The following is an 18,013-nucleotide window of genomic DNA, read 5'->3' on the forward strand; positions in this document are numbered from 1 at the left end:
AGCTAAAAAAACAACCCCTTAATCACCCTTTTTGTCTAAGTTTGCAGAAAAACAACGTGTCTTCATTCGATTTCCATAGCCCTGTTGAATCGCTAGATTTTCAGTTGTTCAATGACAAAGGACTGACGCTCCACATCAAACGCGACGACCAGATTCACCCCTTCATCTCGGGCAACAAATGGCGCAAACTCAAGTACATCCTGCAATCGGCCCGCGCCGCAGGCAAAATGCACCTCGTTACCTTTGGGGGAGCGTGGTCCAACCACCTGCTTGCCACAGCTTGCGCAGGCGCTAAATTCGGGTTTAAAACAACGGGGTTCGTAAGGGGCGAATCCGTATCGAATCCTAACCTCTCCTTATGCAAGCTATTTGGTATGGAATTACAGTTCGTGGACCGCACATCCTACCGGAATAAACCTGCACTATTCGAACACTATGCACAGGGAGATGAACAGGCGTACTTCGTCGATGAAGGGGGCTATTCTACGGAAGGCACAATAGGTTGTTCTGAAATCATCGACGAATTGGCAACTGCCTACGATCACATCTTCTGCGCCTGTGGCACCGGTACAACACTGGCGGGGCTATACCGGGGTTGCATGGAAGCCGGACTCCATACGCACCTGCATGGCATTCCAGTATTGGCAGGCGGCGACTTCATCCGCGAGGCCATTGCTAAATTATATACGGGCAAAGAGCCCGCCAATATTACCCTTCATACCGAATACCACTTCGGTGGTTATGCCAAAACCACGCCCGCGCTCAACACATTCATTAAACACTTCTGTGCAGAAACCGGCATCCTCATCGAGCCGGTATACACCGGAAAACTACTTTACGGCGTCTTCGATTTGGCTAAGCACGACTATTTCAAACCAAAAGACCGGATATTGGTCGTTCACACGGGTGGTTTAATGGGCATTCTCGGCAAGCTCAACGATTTCGGGGTTTAAACGATTTAAACCTCGAAAAGCCGCAAAAACAAGCAGACACCCGCAGAAAAGTTTGCTTCCTAAACGCCAAAAACATATATTTGGACATAACCAACCCGTATAATTATGTATCATTTAGCCGTTACACCGCGGGAAGTCCACCAAACATTGGCCAAGTACATCCTTGCTGATGGTTATGACATCACCTTTGATATGGAGCGCAGTCATGGGGTCACCATCTACGATTCCAAGCACGACCGCGAGCTCCTTGATTTCTTCACCTGTTTTGCGTCCGTCCCCCTTGGATACAATCACCCCAAGATGACGGGTGACCCGGCATTCACCCAAAGTCTCCTCCGCGCGGCACTGACCAACCCGTCCAACTCTGACGTCTATACGGTGGAGTACGCGCAATTTGTCGAAACATTTGCCCGCGTGGCTATGCCTGCTTACCTTCCGCACGCGTTCTTCGTTTCAGGTGGTGCGCTAGCCGTCGAGAATGCGCTTAAAGCGGCGATGGACTGGAAAGTGCAGAAAAACTTCCAAAAAGGCTATAACGACGAAAAAGGCACCAAGGTCTTGCATTTCGAGCGGGCATTTCATGGCCGCTCAGGTTACACGCTCAGCCTCACCAATACCCAGCCCAACAAAACGAAGTGGTTTGCCAGGTTCGACTGGCCCCGTGTAAGCAGTCCGATGCAGGTATTCCCATTGACGAGCGCTAACGTCGACGACACCATCAAACGCGAACAACAGGCGATCGAACAACTCAAGCAGGCATTTGCGGATAATAACGACGACATCTGTGCCATCATCATTGAGCCTATTCAAGCCGAGGGCGGCGACAATCACTTCCGCGTTGAATTTATGGAACAGCTGCGTATACTGGCGGATGAAAATGAGGCGTTGCTGATTTACGATGAGGTACAAACCGGAGTTGGTCTTACCGGGAAATTCTGGTGTCACGAGCATTTCGGCGAACGAGCCCGGCCCGACATCGTAGCCTTTGGTAAAAAGATGCAGGTGTGCGGCATACTGGCAGGCCAGCGCTTGAATGAAATCGAAACCAATGTCTTCCGTGTCCCCTCCCGCATCAACTCCACATGGGGTGGCAGCCTGGTGGACATGGTACGCGCCACCAAAATATTGGAAATCATCGAAGAGGATGGTCTATTAGCACACGTAGAAGCCATGGGCGGCCACCTCCAGCAAGGCTTACACGCCATCGCAGATACCCACCATACCCTGTCCAATGTACGTGGTAAGGGGCTATTTTGTGCTTTTGACTTTCCCGATCAGCAATTGCGCGATGCTTTCTTGAAAAAGAGCATGGAGCGAGGCGCATTTTTCCTTGGCTGCGGTAACCGATCTGTCCGGTTCCGCCCGGCATTGATCATCCAACCCTCAGCGATTGAAGCCGGTATGGCGATTGCCCACCACGTGATGGACAATCTTTCCTAGTGTGCGTTTATGGCCGGCTATGGTAGTTGGGTGCTTCCTTGGTGATGGTAATGTTATGAGGATGGCTTTCCCGCAATCCCGCTCCAGTGATTTTTACAAAACGAGCGCCCTGTAAGGCCTTGATGGTCGGCGCACCGCAGTAGCCCATACTTGCCCTTAGGCCGCCTACATATTGATACACCACTTCTGCTAGTGTACCTTTGTAAGCAACACGGCCTACAATGCCTTCGGGCACCAGCTTCTTGATATCATCCTCTACATCCTGGAAATAACGATCTTTCGACCCCTGTTCCATCGCCTCTACGGAACCCATCCCGCGGTATGACTTGAATTTACGGCCTTCGTAAATAATCGTCTCACCGGGGGCTTCCTCCACACCGGCAAAGAGCGACCCGGCCATGACCGTATCCGCCCCAGCAGCAATGGCCTTGGCGATATCGCCGGTCTGTTTGATTCCACCATCAGCAATAACCGGTACACCTGTACCCCGAAGCGCTTTTGCCACTTCGTAAACCGCATAAAGTTGGGGCACCCCTACTCCGGCGATGATGCGTGTGGTACAGATAGACCCAGGACCAATGCCGACCTTCACGGCATCAGCTCCTGCATCCGCCAATGCGATGGCCGCCTCCGCGGTGGCAATGTTGCCAACGATAACCTGGAGATCAGGAAACGCAGCCTTCACCTCTCGCAGTTTATCGAGAACACCCTTGGAATGTCCGTGCGCGGTATCAATCGTAACTACGTCCACGCCTGCGCCCACCAAAGCCGTTACCCGCTCCATGGTATCCGCCGTTACGCCGACGGCTGCCCCTACAAGCAGCCTGCCATGGCTATCCTTGGCCGCATTCGGGAAATGCCGATATTTTTGTATGTCCTTAAATGTAATGAGCCCCACTAAGATATGGTCATCATCCACGACAGGTAACTTTTCGATCTTGTGATTTTGCAGGATGGCTTCCGCTTTCAACAGGTCTGTACCTACTGGCGCCACCACCAACCCCTCTTTGGTCATCATCTCCGTAATGGGGCGATTCATATCTTTTTGGAAACGCAGGTCGCGGTTGGTCACGATCCCCACCAATTTATTATCCTCATCAATAATGGGGATACCACCAATTCTGTGTTCCTTCATGATCTGAAACGCGTCCCCTACCGTTGCGCCTTTGCCAAGCGTCACCGGGTCCTGTATCATGCCACTCTCCGACCGCTTTACCTTCCGTACTTCCGCTGCCTGATCGGCGACACTCATGTTCTTATGCAACATCCCCAATCCGCCAGCCTGGGCAATGGCAATAGCCAAATCGGCACCCGTCACGGTGTCCATTGCTGCCGACACCAGCGGAATATTCAAGCGCGTATTTCGGGTCAGGTAAGTGGTGGTGTCCACCTCGCGGGGCAACACTTCGGAATAAGCAGGAATTAAAAGCACATCGTCGTAGGTGAGTCCTTCAGCTACGAATTTTTCGGGGTCTAACTGCATGGCAAATATATAATGGGGTTACTATTTGCCGGGCAAATTTACTGATTTTTTACATCTTATACAAGAAAAAAAGAAAGCCCCGCTACATAGACGTGGTGTCGCCCATGCAGCGGAGCCAGGAAAGAGATTTTGCGGCAGAGCGCTAAAAGGAATAGCTCAGTCCGATCTGAAACACCCTGTTGAGGGAAATTTTATCCGGGTCGTCGAAGAGACCAAGGAAATAGTCATTGTTGAATGCATCCAGCATGCCCGTCTTAAAGCGGCCCTCAAACGTCAGCCCTATGGGTAACGTGTAACCAAGTCCAAGCGCAATCCCCAAGTCAACGCCACCATAGTCATCGTCATCGAAATCGATGCGCGGAAAATTCTTGCCTATTTTCATATCAATCGAGGGGCCGACCAGCCCATGAAATCCTTCCACAAAATAGAACTTGTTGATTACACCCAAAGAAAGGTATTGGATGGTCACGTTCTCCTGCCCATTGGCTGCTCCGGTTTCGTCATCCACAAAGACGACATTGTTTGCCCCCTGCCGTGTATATATTAACTCCGGTTGCAAGGTATACCGTTGCCCGAGATTGAGGCTTAGGATACCCCCTGCATAGAAATCCGTTTTGAAATCAGCGTTGATATTGCTTAATGTTGCCACATTGACCCCGGCCCGTATGCCCGGTGAAACCTTTTTTTGTGCATACAATTGCGTAGCCACAATCATTGCAACCACCAAGATAAGTGTTTTTCTTTTCATGATACCAGTTTATGGTTCGGTGTTGGGGTAAATTCCCCGATTTAAACAGCCTTATTTTAATGTAAACTTGAATCCTAACGTGAAACGTGCGGGTTCAAAATGGCTATTATTGCTCAAGTTCCACCACGGTTTCCAATCGAAATGAAAGGCAAAAGGTGCCGACGGAATCTTGAACTCCAGACCTACCGCAGGGCGGAGCGCAACAAACGTTTCGTTCCCATCCCAATCGTCGTCACCGAACCACCAGCGGCCACGGTCTATAAAGGCCAATTGCGGACCTATGCCTACATACCAACTCAGACCGTTCGCTCCGCTGATGGGCTGGTTGTACGAATAATCCACACCCAATACGGTGACGTCATCGCCAAACAGTACTTGAGCGTTTCCGGCATTGGTGCCATCAAAGAAATGCTTAATTTGCGGTCCAACCAACGTTGGGCCATCACCCAAATCAATTCCCAAGCCCAAAGCCGTCCGGTAACGGCTCTGTGCATCGGATTCTTGTGTGCCCAATGCCAAGATTGAAGCAGCCAATAAAGGTAATAGTACTTTTTTCATTAGATACAATTTATTGTTTAATGACAAAGAACCCTGCATCCGTGCAGGTTCCATCATCTTACCTTGTTTTAGCAAATAGTTTGCCAAAATGATGGGCCGGGTGTATCTTTGCACCGATTTCGAATACGGACACGATGGATCGGCCAATGCTCAGTTCAGCCCCTTCTTTACACCGCATTGCCATTGGCGCGGCTTTTTTCAGCTATGGGTTGTGCTTTGCCTCTTGGGCTTCCCGGATCCCCGACATCAAAAACACCTTACAACTATCGGAAGGCCAATTGGGCATGGTATTGTTTGCATTACCGATCGGCACACTTATCTCTTTACCCCTTGCTGGATGGGTAATCGGCCGGGTGGGGAGCAAACGCATTGTCGTCATCACCGCAGCATTATATGCATTGCTGCTGGTGGGCATCGGCTATTGGGATCACAGCTACGGCTTGATCGCGAATCTCGTACTTTTTGGTGCGGCGGGCAACCTACTCAACATTTCCGTAAATACCCAGGCGGTCGCCTTGGGCAAACACTACGAAAAGCCAATCATGGGCGCATTCCACGGGATGTGGAGCATCGCCGGATTCGTAGGTGCAGGCATTGGTGCGTTGATGATCAATAGTTTTATCGTGCCAATCCACCATTTCATGATCATCTCATCGGCAGCGTTGTTAGGCATTTTCGGTATTGCCACTTACCTGATTTCCAATGATCAGCCACAGCAACAGAAAAAAGAGTCCCTCTTCGCGATACCCGACAAGCCATTAGCCATCTTAGGCGCCATCGCCTTTTGTGCGATGATCGGCGAAGGAGCATTGTACGATTGGTGCGGCATTTACATGGAAGAGGTGGTACAGGTGGAGAAACACCTCGTCGGCTATGGCTTGAGTGCCTTTCTGTTCAGCATGGCCGCTGGCCGATTCCTGTCGGACTGGACGGTACGGCGGTTTGGCGCCAAAACGACATTGATATTCAGCGGCGTACTCAGTTCAATTGGTCTCCTGCTTTCGGTTATTTACCCGCATTTCGGGATGGTCATCGTGGCCTTTTTGCTGGTGGGCATCGGTTCATCGGCCATTATCCCCCTGGTATATAGTCTCGCCGGGCGGTCTGGCCGGCTTTCGCCGGGTGCCGCACTTGCTGCGGTCACCACCATCGGCTTCTGCGGTTTTCTGATCGGGCCGCCGGCCATCGGTCTCATTGCCGAGTTTACGGGACTCCGTACTGCCTATGCCTTAATCGCTTCCATGGGTGTGTTCATCGTCATCCTGACGACAAAAATCAGGCATACGACAAGTTGATTTATACAAAAAATTTATACCTTTGCCGTCTTAACTAAATTTTGTAAGAAATAGAATAGATTAATACTAAGCTAAGGTAAGAACATGCAAGGTAAAGGGTTGATTAAATTTTTGGTAGTAGTGGTCGCCATCGCGTGCCTCTATTCCCTATCGTTCACATTCGTGACCCGCAAGGTGGAACGGGATGCCGCGGCTTATGCCAAAGGCGATATGACGAAAGAGAAGGCGTATTTGGATTCCATGGCCGGAGAAGTGGTGTACAACCTGGGCATCGCTCAGTATACCTATCGTGAAGCTAAAGGAAATGAAATCGCGTTGGGATTGGATTTGAAGGGTGGCATGAACGTAACGATGGAAGTATCGTTGCAGGAGCTGGTACGCAACTTAGCGAATAACCCCAAGGATGAAAACTTCAACCGGGCTTTAGAAAATGCCAACGTTCGGAGCAAGAGTAGCCAAAGTGGATATGTAAGCCTGTTTGTAGAAGAGTTCAAAAAGCTTAGCCCCAATGCATCGCTGGCCAGTTTCTTCGCCACAAAAGACAATACCGCCCACGTAAAACCAAACAGTACCGATGCTCAAGTGGAAAGCTTCCTCCAACGCGAGGCAAGCAGTGCGATCGACAATTCGTTTAAGGTGCTCCGCACCCGTATCGATAAATTCGGGGTTACTTCGCCCAACATCCAATTGCAGCAGGGAACCAACCGAATCCTCATCGAATTGCCCGGTGTAAACGATGAAGACCGCGTACGCAAGCTGCTACAAGGCTCTGCTAAGCTAGAATTCTGGGAGACGTATGACAACATGGAAATCTATCCCATGCTGGAAAACGTCAACACTGCGTTGGCATCAACCCTAAACGAGACCGAAAAAGACACGAAAAACAGCGCAGGCAGCGCCGTTGCCGATAGTACAGAGACGGGCTTGTTGGCCACACTCGGAGCAGGTCAGGATTCGTTGGATACCGACTCATCCGACAATCAACTTGCGCAACAAAATCCATTGTTTAACTTGCTGCGTCCGGCTACCGGCTTAGGCCCCAACAATCAACCCATGCTGGCTCCGGGACCGATCGTAGGCTACGCCCAGCTCCGCGACACCGCAAAGGTAAACCGTTACCTCGAGAATCAGGTCGTGAAGCAGATCATTCCTGCAAACGTTAAGCTGCTGTGGGGTGTCAAACCGAGTCCACGTACCCCCGAACAACTGGAGCTTTATGCCGTCAAACCAAGTGGCGTGGATGCAGGTCCAATATTAGCAGGCAACGTGATTACCGATGCTAAGGACGACTTCGACCCCCAGTCCAACAGCCCAATGGTCACCATGTACATGAATAGTGAAGGTGCACGGGAATGGCGGAGGATAACAGCCTCGGCTTCAGCCGACCCGAACAATAAACGGGCCATTGCCATCGTGTTGGATGGTGTCGTCTATTCGGCCCCTACTGTACAAGGCGAGATTCCCAATGGCGTATCGCAGATTACCGGTAATTTCACCATTGAAGACACCAAAGATTTGGCCAACGTATTGAAGGCCGGTCGATTACCGACTACCGCAAAAATCGTTGAAGAAGCCGTAGTTGGCCCGTCATTAGGGCAGGCAGCCATTGATGCCGGCATCAATTCGTCGGTCCTCGGTTTGGTTATCGTGTTGATCTTCATGATCGTTTACTATAACCGGGCCGGATGGGTCGCCAATATCGCCGTACTATTCAACGTATTCTTCATCATGGGCGTCTTGGCCTCACTCAATGCGGTATTGACGCTTCCGGGTATTGCGGGTATCGTATTGACCATGGGTACCGCCGTAGACGCCAACGTATTGATTTATGAGCGTATACGCGAGGAGTTGCGATTAGGCAAGTCCATCAGACAAGCGATATCGGATGGCTACAAACATGCCATGTCATCCATTCTCGACTCCCAGATTACCACGTTTCTAACCGGTATGATCTTATTCTTCTTTGGAAGCGGTCCCATACTCGGCTTTGCAACCACATTGATGATTGGTATCATCACTTCGCTGTTTACTTCTATTTTTATATCACGGGTGATATTCGAATGGATGTTAACCAAAAGCTGGCCGATTACCGTATCCCATCGCTGGAGTGAAAACACCTTGCAGAATGCTAACTATGGTTTTGTTCAACATCGCAAGCGGTTCTACATCATTTCGACGGTTGTATTGTTGATTGGTATGATTTCAATTTTCACCAAAGGCTTTACGCTGGGCGTGGATTTCAAAGGCGGTAGAACGTATACTGTACAATTTGATAGGCCGATAGATCTGGAAGAAGTCCGCGGGAACCTTAATGAGACCTTCGGCATGAATACCGAAGTCAAAACATTTGGTGGTGACAGCCAAATACGGGTGACGACTGCCTATCAAATCGAAGAAACCAGCGACGATGCTGATAAGGCTGTGTTGGATAAACTCAATACCGGGCTATCGAAGATCAGCGGCATTGAACACGAAATTGTCAGTTCGCAAAAGGTCGGGCCTACCATTGCCAATGACATGAAGACAAGGGCAATCTATGCTGGCCTTGCATCCGTTATCGTTATCGCATTATATATCTTATTACGTTTCCGTAAATGGCAATTTAGCGTCGCCGCCGCAATCACGACTGCACACGATGCGCTGGTGATATTTGTTATATTTTCCTTACTTGATGGCATTGTTCCATTTTCACTAGACATTGATCAGCATTTCGTAGCGGCAGTATTGACGGTTGTCGGTTATTCCATCAATGATACCGTGGTCGTATTTGATCGATTGCGAGAGTATTTGGGAATGTCGAAATATAAAAACGTAGCGACGGGCGAAACCATAAATTTAGCCATCAATCGGACACTTAGCCGGACGGTTATTACTTCACTGACGGTGATATTTGTGCTAGCCGTACTCTTCGTTTTTGGCGGCGAAGTCATCCGTGGATTTTCATTTGCGATCTTGATTGGAATTGTAGTAGCGACTTATTCTTCGATCTTCCTTGCTGCACCAATGATTACGGATCTGGAGAAGAAAAAGCCCGCGGAATCCCTAGCAACGGATACGAAAAACAAGACCACACTCAACCCCGTAAAAGCATAAGCGGGTTTGATATATAAAATGAGATATCAAAAGAGGTTGCTGGCAAAGACAGCAGCCTCTTTCTTTTTTATGACGGTGCCTGTCTATTTAATTCTGCACAACGTGCCGGTTTCCAATTATAATATTAATTTTGTACCGCTGTCGTCCGATATAGTACCCCTGCATCGGAACTGCGGCACTACCTAAAAAGTGAATTTAACCGAGATGAAGTTACACACGAAGATTTTCATAGGAATGGTATTCGGCATCGTAGCCGGATTAATCATCAAGAACCTCGGACTATCAGAGGAAACGCTCACTGCCATCGTCAAATGGGTCGAACCGGTCGGCAAAATATTCATGAACCTTATTTTCATGATGGTCATCCCGCTTATCCTTTCGGCGTTGATCCTGGGCATCGCCGAAATCGGCGATGTGAAAAAGTTGGGCAGAATGGGTGGCAAACTCTTGATTTACACGGTCATCGTGAGTTTCATAGCCGTATTGATCGGCATCACCATGGTCAATGTATTCAATCCCGGAAAAGCGATATCCGAAGAAACCCGGGAATACCTCGTTAATGAATTCGGGGCAGAAGCAGCAAAAGCAGAAGCCCAAGCGCAATCCATCGAAGCCGACGAACGTACGGTCGGCGATGTGTTGGCCCAGATCATTCCGCGCAATCCATTTGATGAAATGGCCAACGCATTCAATTCAAGTCATACGGGCGGAGGCTTGCTTTCCGTCATGTTCTTTGCCCTGATTTTCGGAATCGCGATGGCTGCCGTCGGTGAGGAGAAAACCGCCACGTTGAAAAGTTTTCTCGAAGGCCTCTACGAAGTGGTCATCAAAGTAATCGGTTATGCCATGGCATTGGCACCTTACGGCGTTGCTGCTTTGCTGTTCAATATGGTACTGAATGTCGGGGCAGACTTCCTGATATCCCTGCTTTGGTACGTACTTGTTGTATTGGGCGCGCTGGCAATACACCAATTTGTGGTGTACTCGATTATCCTGAAATACTTCGCAAAACGTAACCCTGTCCAGTTCATGAAAGACATGGGCGAGGTGACGCTGACTGCGTTCTCCACAAGCTCAAGTAATGCCACCCTACCTACGGCAATACGCGTAAGTATCGAAAAACTTAAAATCCCCAAGCCCATCGCTCATTTTGTCCTGACCATCGGTAGCACGGGCAATCAAAATGGAACTGCACTTTTCGAAGGCATTACCGTACTATTCCTCGCTCAGGTATTTAATGTGGAATTGACTGTCGGATCCCAGATCACCGTGGTGCTGCTCTGTATCCTAGCCGGAGTCGGTACCGCCGGCGTACCCGGTGGATCGTTGCCTGTCATTGTGACCATCCTCATTTCCATCGGCGTACCGGGTGAAGCTATCGCGCTTATTTATGGGGTAGATCGCATCTTAGACATGTCGCGCACCACACTCAATGTGAACGGTGACATCACCGCAGCGGCGTATATCCAATATACAGAAGAGAAAGCTGGACGGGCTGTAGAATAATAAGGTAGGCACCTAGTCATAGCACATTAGTTTGCCAATATCAACTATTACCCATATATTTGTCACACTAATTATTATTATGCTAACGGAGCAATACAATGCTTATTCGTTCCTCTTGGAACGCACGGCACGTCGGATAAAACAATACGCGCAATACCAGTTTAATTGCGGGGATTTCGGCATTACGGTAGACCAATGGTCAATACTAAAAAGCCTCAGGCAACATGCAGACCTCTCTCAAAAAGAATTAGCTGAGTATTGCGGAAAGGACCAGCCCACGCTCACACGCATCGTGGATTTACTGGTTGGCAAAAACCTGGTGGAACGCAGGGCAAACCCCACGGATAGGCGCAGTTTTGTTGTGCACCTCACACCGGAAGGCGAACGAAAAATCGATACCCTGACGGTTAATATCAATGAAATTCGCATGCATGCGTGGCAAAATCTGGATGAAGCCGATTTCGAGCACTTGAAACGGATTCTGAATACGATATATGATAATTTGGATATAGGCGGTAAATCATAAAACCATGAACGTACAACATACAACAGACATCTGTATTATAGGGGCGGGCCCTGTTGGGCTATTTGCCGTATTTGAAGCCGGTTTACTAAAGATGCGCTGCCACCTCATCGATGCCCTACCGCAGGTAGGCGGACAATTATCCGAAATTTACCCCCATAAGCCAATCTACGACATCCCCGGATACCCGGCCATCAATGCGCAGGAGCTCGTAGATAACCTCATGGAGCAAATCAAACCATTCCATCCCTCGTTTACGTTGGGTGAGCGCGTGGAAACCATGGAACGGCAAGCCGACGGCTCCTACTGCCTCGTAAGCAACGAGGGCACCGTGGTGCATGCACAAGTTGTCGTCATCGCCGGTGGCCTTGGCTCGTTTGAGCCACGTAAACCGGAAATTCCTGGCCTTACCGATTTCGAGGGAAGGGGTGTCTCCTACATGGTTAAAAACCCGGAGCATTACCGCGACAGGCGCGTGGTCATTGCCGGTGGCGGCGATTCAGCGCTCGACTGGACTGTATTCCTCAGCGACATTGCCCGTGAAGTTACCCTGGTACACCGCAGCGATAGTTTCCGCGGTGCACCCGACTCTGCGGAGAAGGTATTCAGCCTCGCCGAACGCGGAAAAATCAGGCTGTTACTGCAAAGCAACCTGAGTAGCGTACATGGAAACGGCGTATTAAGCCACGTAAGCATCCTCGGCAAGGAGAAAACAGAAACCGTTTTGGAAACCGACGCACTGATTCCATTATTTGGGCTGAGCCCAAAACTAGGACCGATAGCAGCGTGGGGACTCAACGTGGATAAATCCGCTATTACCGTTGACACGACCGATTATTCAACGGGGGTGGAACGGATTTATGCCATCGGCGACATCAATACGTATCCCGGCAAGCTCAAGCTCATTCTCTGTGGCTTTCATGAGGCTGCATTGATGGCCCAAAGTGCATTCAGGCACGTTCACCCAGCGGAGAAACTTAGTTTTAAATATACGACCGTAAATGGGGTAAACGCATTCTAAAAAGGACATACGATGACCGAAACAATTCACATCACAATCGAAAACCAGCATGGTGAAATCAACCAGCTGGAAATCCCCGATGGCATCAACCTCAGTTTAATGGAGGTGCTCAAGGCGTCTGAATACGATATCCTGGCTACCTGCGGAGGTATGGCGCTATGTGCTACCTGCCACATCCAGGTGCTGGAAGGCATGGACGCCCTCGAGCCGCTTTCCGACGCCGAGTTGGACATGCTCGACACCTTGCCGGATGCCAATGATCAAAGCAGACTGGCTTGCCAAATCCGCCTAAATCCGTCATTGGATGGGTTGAAAATACGGGTGTTTGGAAACAATTGACAGCGCCATCCGTTCTTCATAAGGACTGGCCTTTAAATAGGATTAAATACGTTATATACCATGAAAACGCAATATACTGATAATAGATACCCAAGAGTGGTGATCATAGGCGGTGGCTTCGGTGGAATAGAAATAGCCAAGGGGCTCAAAAACAAGGAAGTGGAAGTCGTATTGCTCGACCGCAATAACCACCACACGTTCCAGCCCCTGCTTTATCAGGTCGCAACCGGTACGCTGGATGCCCCATCTATCGCCTTTCCATTCCGAAAAATGTTCAGAAAGCAGGAAAACTTCACCTTCCGCATCGCTGACGTACAACGTATCGACGAAGCCAACAAGGTGCTTGATACCGATATCGGCACCATTCCATACGACTACCTCGTCATTGCCACCGGCGCGACTACCAACTTCTTTGGCAACAAAGACATGGAATACTATGCGATGCCCATGAAAAACGTAAAAGAAGCCGTCGGCATCCGTAGCTACCTACTCCAAAACATCGAGGAATCGTTGTTGAAAACCGACCCTGCTGAACGGGCACCTTACCTTAATTTCGTTGTGGTGGGCGGTGGCCCTACGGGAGTTGAGCTTTCGGGTGCTATTGCGGAAATCCGCAACCACATCCTGGCGAAGGACTATCCCGAGCTCAAAAAGGAAGACATGAACGTCTACCTTGTTGAGGGGCTACCCAAAATATTGGCCAACCTATCCCCACAGGCTTCAGAAAAGGCGGAACTATACCTCAATGAACTGGGCGTAAAAGTAATGCTAAATGTACAGGTAACGGGATATGATGGCGAAGAAATCACTTTCGCCGATGGCAAACGTATCAAAACCAAAACCGTACTTTGGTCAGCAGGCGTCGCGGGCCAATTTCCCGAGGGCATCAGTAAAGGGACCATTGAAAGGGGAAATCGGATACGAATCGATGAGGAATGCCGCGTAGTCGGCACCAAAGATATCTTCGCCATCGGCGATGTCGCCGCTATGGTTACCGACGACCTACCCCGCGGCCATCCGGGAGTAGCTCCCGTAGCCCAGCAACAGGGGCGTCTCCTGGCGAAGAACATCATCCGGATCATCAATGGCCAGCCTACCGAGCAATTCAAGTATTTCGACAAAGGCTCGATGGCTACCATCGGCCGCAACAAAGCGGTGGTAGATATTGGAAAAATACGCTTTCAGGGCTTTTTCGCTTGGTGGGTGTGGATGTTTGTTCACCTCATGTCATTGGTGGGTTTCCGTAACAGGGTCGTCACCTTTATTAATTGGACCATCAGCTACCTTACATTCAACGCCGGCATACGGTTGATTATCCACAAGTACCGACGCCCAAACAGAATCGAAGAGCTTGATGACATGAAGATCAATTGAACCTTGATAATCGCGTTGAGAAATGCGTAATTTGCAGCAATGGATAACAAGACTATTGCGAAAACCATCAAGCTGTACGCACAACTGATGGAGCTGCATGGGGAAAACCCATTCCGCACCAAGGCCATCGCGGCAACTGCCTTCAAGTTGGATAAATTGCCATTCGTCATTACTTCGCAGGCTATTGGTGAGCTTAGCGAAGTACCGGGAATTGGCCAAAGTACCGCCCAGAAAGTAGCCTCGTTATTAGCCACCGGTTCGTTTCCTGAATTGGATACACTCTTGGCCGCCACGCCTGAAGGCATCCTGGAAATGCTTTCCATCAAAGGCCTCGGCCCGAAAAAAATAGCCGTCATCTGGCGTTCCCTGGGTATCGAATCGACTGGTGAACTGTATTATGCATGCAATGAAAATCGTTTGATCGAAGCCAAAGGGTTCGGATTGAAGACGCAGGAAGAAATCAAACGAGCCATCGAGTTTTCGATTGCGAATAAAGGATGGTTTTTATATGCCAATGCGGAAAAGCTTGCTGAGGACGTAATGGTATCACTGCGAGAATGGTTACCCAGTGGCCGTAAGATAGCTTATACAGGCGATTTCCGCCGGAAATGTGAGGTCTTGGAATCGGTGGATCTCATTGCCGAGGCATCCATAAGCGAATTGACGGCGGCTGTCGCCCGAATTGGCACCCTCGCCATCGAAACGTTGAGCGACGCCTTGCCACTGTTGGCGAAAAACGACGCCGGACTTACATTCCGCTTTTTTCCGGTCGACCCCAATTCATTCTCCCATCAGTTGCTGGTCACCACCGGCTCGGACAATCATCTCCGACAATTGGATGAGTTACTGGCAGCACACCGTTTGCCCGACTTCGACTCTGAAGCAGCTATTTACGGGTCGCTTGGGTTACAGTATATCGAACCCGAACTGCGCGAAGGCACCAACGAGATTACCCTGGCGAGCCGGGATTCACTGCCCAAGCTTATCAGCTATGCTGACCTCCGCGGCACCCTGCATAACCACAGCACCTACAGCGATGGCGTAAATACACTGGAAGAAATGGCCCAGTATTGCCGGGATGAGCTGCGCATGGAATACCTGGGCATATGCGATCATTCAAAAGCAGCGGTCTATGCCAAAGGGCTCACGATCGAGCGCGTACATCAACAATGGGCTGAAATCGACGCGTTGAACGCGCGGCTCGCACCCTTCCGTATCTTCAAGGGGATTGAATCGGATATCCTTGGCGACGGTTCGCTGGATTACCCCGACGAAATCCTCGCCGGCTTTGATTTAGTTGTAGCGTCCATCCATTCCAACCTCAAGATGGATGCCGAAAAGGCGACCACACGATTGGTCAAAGCTATTGAAAATCCCTATACGACCATTTTGGGCCACCCCACGGGACGCCTGCTCCTTAGCCGGTCGGGTTATTCCATAGACTACCAGCGCATCATCGATGCCTGTGCGGCCCACGGTGTAGTTATCGAAATCAACGCCAATCCGCTTCGGCTGGATCTCGATTGGCGCTGGCACCGCTACGCGGTGGAAAAAGGTGTCTTGCTGTCCATCAATCCGGATGCGCACCGCAACAGTGGCTTCCACGACATGCAGTATGGGGTCAATGTGGCACGAAAAGGCGGCGTTACAGCCGAAAGCTGTCTGAATAGTTTTTCGGTGGACGCGATTGCAGAATATTTCAAGCAAAGAAAAAAAAGTCATTGACAGGTAAGTAAGCGAATGACCATGCGCATTGAAGAAGTTACAGCAAATACAACGGGGTTGACAGATGCCATTAATCGGTTCCTAAGTTTGCTCACCAGCACAGGGCATCTGATCACCGAATCTGATCTGGCAGCATTGATCGCATCGCGAAATAGCCACCTATTTGTCGCGATAGACGAGCAAGGCCGTTATGCCGGTATGATCACCGTCGGGATCTATCGGTCACCCACCGGCAAAAAGGCCTGGATTGAAGATGTGGTTGTTGATGAAGCTTATCGCGGTCGGGGTGTAGGCAAGCAGCTTACCCAACATGCCATTGCATTTGCCCGGCTACAGCAGGTAAAGCTGCTCTCCTTGACGTCCAATCCGGCACGGATTGCAGCAAACCAGCTATACCCCAATGTCGGCTTTTTACGCAAAGAAACCAATGTATATGTGATGCGCTTTGATTAAAGAAAAGCGAGAAAAACCAGGCAAAAAGTCATTTCGTGTCAATTTTTGGAAATAGCTTAACAAGATACGGTTAGATCTTTTTATTACCTTTATGCCATGATGTTTAGCACACAAACCTATCTTAAACGAAGAGAATCGCTAAAAAAGCAGGTATCGAAAGGGGTTGTCCTACTATTGGGCAACGGCGAAGCACCCATTAATTTCAGGGACAACACCTACCCTTTCCGGCAGGACAGCACATTCCTTTATTACTTCGGCATCAACGCCCCACAGCTAGCAGCCGTCATCGATGTCGACGCCGACCGTACCGTCATCTTTGGCGATGAATTGACCATGGATGATATCATCTGGATGGGACGCCTCGAAACCCTAGCGGAAAAAGCCGGCAAAGTAGGCGTCACAGAGACTTTACCCGCAAATGCATTACCCGCAATGATGCAGGAAGCGCTGCAACGGCAGCGCCCTGTCCATTTTCTCCCCCCCTACCGACCAGCCAATGCGATAAGACTGTCCCAGCTGACCGGCATACCCGTCGCGCAACTCGCCTCATCGGCTTCTGTGGAGCTGATTAAGGCCGTGGTTGCACAACGGTCCATCAAATCTGCTGAAGAGCTCGTGGAAATCGAACGAGCTGTAAACATCAGTGTGGATATGCACCTGGCCGCCATGCGCCTGGCAATGCCGGGAAAGACCGAACAACGAGTAGCCACCGAGGTACACCACGTGGCACAACTGGCAGGAAGCACCCTCGCCTACCCAACCATACTGACCGTCCGGGGCGAGGTACTGCATAACCACCACCACGGCAATGTATTGCAGGAAGGGCATTTGGTGCTCAACGATTCGGGCGCCGAAACGGCTATGGGCTATGCCAGTGATCTTACGCGTACCTTCCCTGCTGGCAAAACGTTTACCTCCTTACAAGGAGAAGCATACGAAGTGGTGCTCCATGCCCTTCAAACCGCCACACAGGCACTCAAACCCGGCACCCGTTACCTCGACATCCACTTCCTATCGTGCCGCATGCTGGTGGAAGGCCTCAACCAATTGGGGCTTATGCAAGGCGACCCCGAAGAAGCCGTAGCTGCTGGTGCGCACACCTTATTTTTCCAATGCGGCACGGGCCACATGATGGGGCTAGACGTACATGATATGGAAGACCTCGGCGAGCAATATGTAGGCTATACCGACACACTTCCGAAGGATACAGTCACTTTTGGGCTTAAATCATTACGGTTGGGCAAAGAACTGCAAGCTGGTTACGTACTGACGGTAGAGCCGGGCTTATATTTTATCCCGGAGTTGATAGACCGCTGGAAAGCCGAAAAAAAACTCGCCCGCTTCATCAATTATGAACGCATCGAAGCGTTCAAAGGCTTTGGAGGCATCCGCATAGAAGACGATATCGTGATTACCGATACCGGTCATCGCATCTTAGGCCAGCCCTTAGCGAAAACCGTGGCGGAGATCGAACACATCAGATCGGAAGCATTTTAATTGAA

Annotated in this window: 15 protein-coding genes; 12 read left to right on the top strand and 3 right to left on the bottom strand. The window is 50.0% G+C overall.

Going from position 1 to position 18,013, the window contains the following annotated elements; translation table 11 throughout:
- Positions 1-41: 41 nt before the first annotated feature.
- Both IEV98_RS13530 and lat read left to right on the top strand, forming a co-directional pair.
- The gene (locus tag IEV98_RS13530) at positions 42-953 is read left to right on the top strand and encodes a 1-aminocyclopropane-1-carboxylate deaminase/D-cysteine desulfhydrase (protein ID WP_229738754.1); all 912 of its coding nucleotides are present in this window, start codon (positions 42-44) and stop codon (positions 951-953) included.
- Between the two features lie 105 nt (positions 954-1,058).
- Complete coding sequence (lat, locus tag IEV98_RS13535; RefSeq protein ID WP_188506531.1) at positions 1,059-2,393, top strand: L-lysine 6-transaminase; 1,335 nt, start codon at positions 1,059-1,061, stop codon at positions 2,391-2,393.
- A gap of 7 nt (positions 2,394-2,400) precedes the next feature.
- Here lat and guaB read toward each other — a convergent pair whose 3' ends face one another.
- From guaB to IEV98_RS13550, 3 genes are all read right to left on the bottom strand, one after another.
- Positions 2,401-3,876 carry an IMP dehydrogenase gene (gene guaB, locus IEV98_RS13540; RefSeq protein ID WP_188506532.1) on the bottom strand — a complete coding sequence of 492 codons (1,476 nt, stop codon included), beginning with the start codon at positions 3,874-3,876 and terminating at the stop codon, positions 2,401-2,403.
- Positions 3,877-4,018: 142 nt separating this feature from the next.
- The gene (locus IEV98_RS13545; protein ID WP_188506533.1) at positions 4,019-4,624 is read right to left on the bottom strand and encodes a porin family protein; all 606 of its coding nucleotides are present in this window, start codon (positions 4,622-4,624) and stop codon (positions 4,019-4,021) included.
- 51 nt (positions 4,625-4,675) lie between these two features.
- Complete coding sequence (locus IEV98_RS13550; protein ID WP_188506534.1) at positions 4,676-5,182, bottom strand: hypothetical protein; 507 nt, start codon at positions 5,180-5,182, stop codon at positions 4,676-4,678.
- 134 nt (positions 5,183-5,316) lie between these two features.
- Between IEV98_RS13550 and IEV98_RS13555 the strand changes: the two genes are divergently transcribed.
- The 10 genes from IEV98_RS13555 to IEV98_RS13600 all read left to right on the top strand — a co-directional run bounded on the left by IEV98_RS13555 (position 5,317) and on the right by IEV98_RS13600 (position 18,008).
- Positions 5,317-6,477 (top strand): MFS transporter, encoded by a 1,161-nt coding sequence (locus IEV98_RS13555; protein ID WP_188506535.1) that lies wholly within the window; start codon positions 5,317-5,319, stop codon positions 6,475-6,477.
- Between the two features lie 84 nt (positions 6,478-6,561).
- Positions 6,562-9,570, top strand: coding sequence for a protein translocase subunit SecDF (secDF, locus tag IEV98_RS13560; protein ID WP_188506536.1), 3,009 nt, complete (start codon positions 6,562-6,564; stop codon positions 9,568-9,570).
- A gap of 204 nt (positions 9,571-9,774) precedes the next feature.
- Positions 9,775-11,076 carry a dicarboxylate/amino acid:cation symporter gene (locus IEV98_RS13565; protein ID WP_188506537.1) on the top strand — a complete coding sequence of 434 codons (1,302 nt, stop codon included), beginning with the start codon at positions 9,775-9,777 and terminating at the stop codon, positions 11,074-11,076.
- 79 nt (positions 11,077-11,155) lie between these two features.
- A complete protein-coding gene (locus IEV98_RS13570; RefSeq protein WP_188506538.1) occupies positions 11,156-11,602 on the top strand; it encodes a MarR family winged helix-turn-helix transcriptional regulator in 447 nt (148 codons plus the stop codon).
- 4 nt (positions 11,603-11,606) lie between these two features.
- Entirely contained in the window at positions 11,607-12,620 is a 1,014-nt protein-coding gene (locus IEV98_RS13575) for an NAD(P)/FAD-dependent oxidoreductase (RefSeq protein WP_188506539.1), read from the top strand.
- Positions 12,621-12,632: 12 nt separating this feature from the next.
- Complete coding sequence (locus IEV98_RS13580; RefSeq protein ID WP_188506540.1) at positions 12,633-12,959, top strand: 2Fe-2S iron-sulfur cluster-binding protein; 327 nt, start codon at positions 12,633-12,635, stop codon at positions 12,957-12,959.
- Between the two features lie 60 nt (positions 12,960-13,019).
- Entirely contained in the window at positions 13,020-14,333 is a 1,314-nt protein-coding gene (locus IEV98_RS13585; protein WP_188506541.1) for an NAD(P)/FAD-dependent oxidoreductase, read from the top strand.
- A gap of 39 nt (positions 14,334-14,372) precedes the next feature.
- On the top strand, positions 14,373-16,058 hold the full coding sequence (locus IEV98_RS13590) for a DNA polymerase/3'-5' exonuclease PolX (protein WP_188506542.1): 1,686 nt from the start codon (positions 14,373-14,375) through the stop codon (positions 16,056-16,058).
- 21 nt (positions 16,059-16,079) lie between these two features.
- Complete coding sequence (locus IEV98_RS13595) at positions 16,080-16,511, top strand: GNAT family N-acetyltransferase (RefSeq protein ID WP_188506543.1); 432 nt, start codon at positions 16,080-16,082, stop codon at positions 16,509-16,511.
- A 96-nt stretch (positions 16,512-16,607) separates the two neighbouring features.
- Positions 16,608-18,008 (top strand): aminopeptidase P family protein, encoded by a 1,401-nt coding sequence (locus tag IEV98_RS13600; protein WP_229738755.1) that lies wholly within the window; start codon positions 16,608-16,610, stop codon positions 18,006-18,008.
- The last annotated feature ends 5 nt before the right edge of the window (positions 18,009-18,013 follow it).

This window comes from Parapedobacter pyrenivorans, assembly GCF_014636865.1.
GTDB lineage: Bacteria > Bacteroidota > Bacteroidia > Sphingobacteriales > Sphingobacteriaceae > Parapedobacter > Parapedobacter pyrenivorans.

Excerpts from the sequence above, each read along its gene's own strand:
- lat (WP_188506531.1), top strand. The coding sequence starts at position 1,059 with ATGTATCATTTAGCCGTTACACCGCGGGAAGTCCACCAAACATTGGCC.
- guaB (WP_188506532.1), bottom strand. The coding sequence starts at position 3,876 with ATGCAGTTAGACCCCGAAAAATTCGTAGCTGAAGGACTCACCTACGAC.
- IEV98_RS13545 (WP_188506533.1), bottom strand. The coding sequence starts at position 4,624 with ATGAAAAGAAAAACACTTATCTTGGTGGTTGCAATGATTGTGGCTACG.
- IEV98_RS13550 (WP_188506534.1), bottom strand. The coding sequence starts at position 5,182 with ATGAAAAAAGTACTATTACCTTTATTGGCTGCTTCAATCTTGGCATTG.
- IEV98_RS13555 (WP_188506535.1), top strand. The coding sequence starts at position 5,317 with ATGGATCGGCCAATGCTCAGTTCAGCCCCTTCTTTACACCGCATTGCC.
- secDF (WP_188506536.1), top strand. The coding sequence starts at position 6,562 with ATGCAAGGTAAAGGGTTGATTAAATTTTTGGTAGTAGTGGTCGCCATC.
- IEV98_RS13565 (WP_188506537.1), top strand. The coding sequence starts at position 9,775 with ATGAAGTTACACACGAAGATTTTCATAGGAATGGTATTCGGCATCGTA.
- IEV98_RS13570 (WP_188506538.1), top strand. The coding sequence starts at position 11,156 with ATGCTAACGGAGCAATACAATGCTTATTCGTTCCTCTTGGAACGCACG.
- IEV98_RS13575 (WP_188506539.1), top strand. The coding sequence starts at position 11,607 with ATGAACGTACAACATACAACAGACATCTGTATTATAGGGGCGGGCCCT.
- IEV98_RS13580 (WP_188506540.1), top strand. The coding sequence starts at position 12,633 with ATGACCGAAACAATTCACATCACAATCGAAAACCAGCATGGTGAAATC.
- IEV98_RS13585 (WP_188506541.1), top strand. The coding sequence starts at position 13,020 with ATGAAAACGCAATATACTGATAATAGATACCCAAGAGTGGTGATCATA.
- IEV98_RS13590 (WP_188506542.1), top strand. The coding sequence starts at position 14,373 with ATGGATAACAAGACTATTGCGAAAACCATCAAGCTGTACGCACAACTG.
- IEV98_RS13595 (WP_188506543.1), top strand. The coding sequence starts at position 16,080 with ATGCGCATTGAAGAAGTTACAGCAAATACAACGGGGTTGACAGATGCC.
- IEV98_RS13600 (WP_229738755.1), top strand. The coding sequence starts at position 16,608 with ATGATGTTTAGCACACAAACCTATCTTAAACGAAGAGAATCGCTAAAA.